The 4,370-nt window shown below is 56.3% G+C and carries 3 protein-coding genes and 2 tRNA genes; all 5 read right to left on the bottom strand.

Translation table 11 applies throughout. The features are described 5' to 3' along the window. Positions 1 to 20: 20 nt before the first annotated feature. Positions 21 to 105: transfer RNA gene (locus tag QZL71_RS02490), tRNA-Tyr, on the bottom strand. Between the two features lie 154 nt (positions 106 to 259). Next, positions 260 to 334 (bottom strand) — tRNA-Thr (locus QZL71_RS02495). A gap of 324 nt (positions 335 to 658) precedes the next feature. Beyond that, on the bottom strand, positions 659 to 1,513 hold the full coding sequence (gene rsmA / locus QZL71_RS02500) for a 16S rRNA (adenine(1518)-N(6)/adenine(1519)-N(6))-dimethyltransferase RsmA (RefSeq protein WP_044954033.1): 855 nt from the start codon (positions 1,511 to 1,513) through the stop codon (positions 659 to 661). 219 nt (positions 1,514 to 1,732) lie between these two features. Then, a complete protein-coding gene (locus QZL71_RS02505) occupies positions 1,733 to 3,094 on the bottom strand; it encodes a S41 family peptidase (protein WP_291017226.1) in 1,362 nt (453 codons plus the stop codon). 150 nt (positions 3,095 to 3,244) lie between these two features. Then, on the bottom strand, positions 3,245 to 4,370 hold a 1,126-nt coding region (locus QZL71_RS02510), incomplete at its 5' end, for a M23 family metallopeptidase (RefSeq protein WP_294647619.1).

A 4,370-nucleotide genomic window follows, 5' to 3' on the forward strand; every position in this document is an offset into this window, starting at 1 on the left:
AGGTTCGGATTTTTCTTGTTTGGTGGGCGCGGGTGGATTCGAACCACCGAAGCTGAAAGCAGCAGATTTACAGTCTGTCCCCATTGGCCACTCGGGAACACGCCCATATTCACTTTTTGCAGTCCATGGATTGCCTGTATATATTACCACCCGGATGGTAGTTTGTCAACATCTTTTGCGGAATTTTTGGATTTTTGTGCCGAAAGCAAAAACACAAAAGCAAAAGCCGCCCAGAAATCAACGTTCCTGAGCGGCTTTTTGGAGCTGGTGACAGGAGTTGAACCTGCAACCCACTGATTACAAATCAGTTGCGCTGCCATTGCGCCACACCAGCATGGACCAAGCGGTCTTTTGATAGAATACCAAAAAACGCGCGGCTTGTCAATATCTTCTTGGCGCGCAAAAAAACAACCCATTCCCCAAGCAGTATACTATACCGTTTAACAAATGAGGTGCCATTGCCATCAGTTCATACTTTCGTCTGCTTTTAGCATTCTTTTCTGTTGTATCACGTTTTGATACCAGGAATTTTCAACGCAATACATCGATAATAAAATCGAACCATTCGATTCTATTATCATAAAAACCCCACAGGAACCGCGGACGGCTCCTGTGGGGTTCAAAGTCTGTTGTATTCTTTTTTGAGCAGCGGGCTACTTCAGCGGGCAAGGGCCTGCTGGATCTTTGCAAAATCCTCCAGTGTGAGGGCTTCCGGGCGGATGCGGGCATCAAAACCGGCGGCTTCAATGGCGGCTGTCACCGCGTCCTTGGGCATCCCCAGGCCGCTGGCAATGGCGTTTGCAGCCGTTTTGCGGCGCTGTCCGAAGGCGGCACGCACCAGCGCAAAATAGCCTTCTTCGTCCTCCACCTGCACAGCGGGCTGCGGACGGATCTCCATGCGCACCACGGCGCTGGTCACCTTGGGGGCCGGGTAAAAACTGCCGGGCGCAGCGGTGAACATCATTTTGGAGGTGGCATAGTAGCTCACCGCGCAGCTGATGGCGCTGGATGCACGGGTGCCGGGCGCAGCAGCCAGACGGTCGGCAGCTTCCTTCTGTACCATGACGGTCAGGCTTTCAATGGGCAGGCGGTCGCCCAGCAGCTTCATGACGATGGGACTGGTGATGTAGTAGGGCAGGTTGGCGCACACAGCCACCGGCATACCGGGGAACTCTTCCGCAATAAGAGCCTTTAGGTCAACTTTCAGTACATCCTGTAATACCAGCTTAAAATTGTCCACTCCGGCCATCGTTTCGGCCAGCAGCGGCGGCAGGCGTTCGTCCACTTCAATGGACACCACCTTGGCGGCGCGCTTTGCCAGTTCCCGGGTCAGCACACCGATGCCGGGGCCGATCTCAATGACACCATAGCGCTTATCCACGCCACTGGCATCCACGATCTTGGGCGGCAGACCCGGGTTGATGATAAAGTTCTGTCCAAAACCCTTGGAAAGTGCAAAATCGTATTTTTCACACAGGGCGCGGATCACCGAGAGGTCGGTCAGTTCGGGCATAGATTCCATCCTTTTTCATAGTACGATTTGAATGCCCTCCGCGTCGCTTTGGGCATATTCAGCGGAAATATTATTATAATATGGCAACCCAGCCAGACCTGCGGGTCTGGCTGGGTTGCATTTTCACGAGAAGGGATCAGTACGGCAAACAGCACCGCAATAAACCGGGTTCCTTTTTGCAAAAAGAAGCCCATGCAGCATTTCTGCCGGTTTTACCCTTTATTCTGCGCTGGATGCTGCTTCGCCGCCGGCTTCTGCTTCGGTGGAGGAAGCCGTTTCCTCAGAGGAAGCGTTCTCCGGCTCAGTGGCAGCGCTGTCGGCTTCTTCGGAAGCAGCAGCCGAAGAAGCTGCTTCGTTGACACCGCCCAGAGTCGTGGTACCGCTCAGCTGCTGTGCTGCGCTGACCGCACGCTGGATCTGCGGGTCATCCTCGGGGGTATAATCGTAGAAATTCGTGGTTTCTTCGGCACTGAGGGCACGCTCCACATCCACGCTCAGGCCTGTGCCATCAAAGCAGGAGCCGTCGCCGCAGATGAGCTTTGCCACCGTGATGCTCACAGCGCTGCCATCCGAAAGGCGCTGCGGGCTGCTCTGGATGGTTCCCTTGCCCATGGTGGTGGTGCCCACCAGACGTGCGCCGTTCATAGTGCGCAGGCTGGCAGCAAACAGCTCTGCTGCGCTGGCGGTGTTGCCGTTGACCAGACAGACGATAGGCAGCTCCACCTTGCTCTCATCGTCGCTGCTGCCAATGATGGTGCGGTTTCCGTTCTTATCCTCGGCATAGGCCACAGTGCCTTCCGGGGCGATCAGGTCGATGCAGCTGATGGCATCATCCAACACGCCGCCGCCGTTATCGCGCAGGTCGAACACAAGGCTCTGGGCACCGCTGGTAGTGAGAGACCGGATGGCATAGTCCAGCTCGCTGGGCGTGCTGCCGTCGAACTGGCGGATCTTGATGTAACCCACGCTGTCCAGCATCTGGTAGTCCACGGTGGTGCTGGTGTAGCCGGAGTGGGTCAGGTCCGTCGTCCGGGAAGCAGCCTTGCTGTCGAGCCATGTAACATTGACGATGGTGCCGGCTTCGCCCTGCAGGCGGGACTGCACGGCATCCACCCCGGAAAGGCTCTTCACATCGGTGCCGTCAATAGCAGTGATGTAATCGCCCACCACGATACCGGCTTCCTGCGCAGGCGAGTCCTCATACACCCTGGTCACTCTGGCATAGCCGGTCTGGTCCATGCCAAGTTCCACGCCAATGCCCATCACCTTGCCGCTCTGCTGGTTCATCAGCTCGGTGTAGGCGTTGGCGGTGTAGTAACGGGCGTACTTGTCGCCGGTGCCCAGCAGGTAGCCTGCGGTCAGGCGGTCGTACAGCATCGTTTCATCAATGGTGTAGTAGTCGTTGCTGCGCACATAGCGGTCCACCTCGGCCACTTTGTTGTACATGCTCTCCTTTTCCTTCACGCTGCTCACCGTGCTGTCAAACAGACGCATGGCAATGAGCATGGTAATGGAAAAGGTCACGGTCATGGCAAGGATCACAATGGTGACAGCCATGCCCACAGAGATCTTACGGTTCATGCTTGCCCCTCCCTGTTAATACAGCAGCATCATGATCACACTGCTCAGCAGCGAGAGTGCAAACACGCCTGCCAGAACAAGGCAGCCGATACGCAGCCAGCGCTTGTGTTTTTGTTCGTTCATAGAATACCAGACTCCTTATAAACACACTCAGTTGTGCGGGAACGGGATATAACCGCGCGGATTGACCGCATTGGCCTTTTTGCCGCCCTTCCAGACCTCCAGATGCAGGTGGTTGCCGGTAGAGTTGCCGGTAGAGCCAACGTAGCCGATCAGCTCGCCCTGCTTGACATACTTGCCTGCGCTGGTGGCGACCGACCTCATGTGGCCGTACAGGGTGCTGTAGGCATTGCCGTCCGACATGCTGCCGTGATAGATGATGACATAGTTGCCATAGCCGCCGCTGGACCAGCCTGCCACCTGCACATAGCCGCTGGCGGCTGCGTAGATGGGCGTACCGCCCGGGGCCGCCAGATCGATGCCGGCATGCAGCCTGTTGACGCCGGACACCGGATTCTTACGCCAGCCGTACTCGCTGGAAACGCGGGTATAGCTCTTCAGCGGGCAGGCAAAACCGGTAAAGCTCAGCTGCGGCTTGCTGGATGCAGCGGCCGCGATCAACTTCTGGATCTCTTTTTTGACGGCCTCATAGTTCAGCTCGTCCGATTCAATAGCGGCCTGTGCCGTCTGCTGGGCCTTCTGGGCATCCTGTGCAGAAAGCTGCGCCGCAGAAATGCTGCTGTTCAACTCGCTCTGCTTTGCCTTCATCTGGTAGTTCTGGGTATCCAGCTCCGCCTTCTGGCTCTGCAGTTCCTTGCGCTGGGCCTCCAGCTCCACCTTATCTGCTTCCAGAGCGCTCTTGGCGGCCTTCATGTTGTCCATGATCTCGGTATCTTTGATAGAGATATCCTGCATGACCTCGTTGAAGGTGAGCAGCTCATACAGGTCGTTCACTGCGCTCAGCATGGCCACGCTGCCGCCGTCGCGCAGCTCCTGCATGGCAGCCATGTGCTTTTTAAAATCACCCCACTGGCTGTCGATCTCGGCCTGCTTCTGGGTGATCTCGCCTTCCTTGGAGATGATCTTCTGCTCGGTCTGGCCAATGTTGTTCTGCACAGCAGCGATCTGGGTGCTCAGCACGCTGATCTGATCCTGAATGACCCCCACGCGCTCCTTCAGTTCACTTTCCAGCGCTTTTGCAGCAACTTCCTTTTTCTTTGCGTCCGAAAGCTCCTTCTTGTGCTGGTCGATGGATTTGGAAAGGCTGTTCAGCTTG

Origin of the sequence: uncultured Faecalibacterium sp., assembly GCF_900066275.1 — a bacterium.
GTDB lineage: Bacteria > Bacillota > Clostridia > Oscillospirales > Ruminococcaceae > Faecalibacterium > Faecalibacterium taiwanense.

Bases quoted from the DNA above. Each gene is read 5' to 3' on its own strand.
- QZL71_RS02505 (WP_291017226.1), bottom strand. From the start codon at position 3,094: ATGAACCGTAAGATCTCTGTGGGCATGGCTGTCACCATTGTGATCCTT.
- rsmA (WP_044954033.1), bottom strand. From the start codon at position 1,513: ATGCCCGAACTGACCGACCTCTCGGTGATCCGCGCCCTGTGTGAAAAA.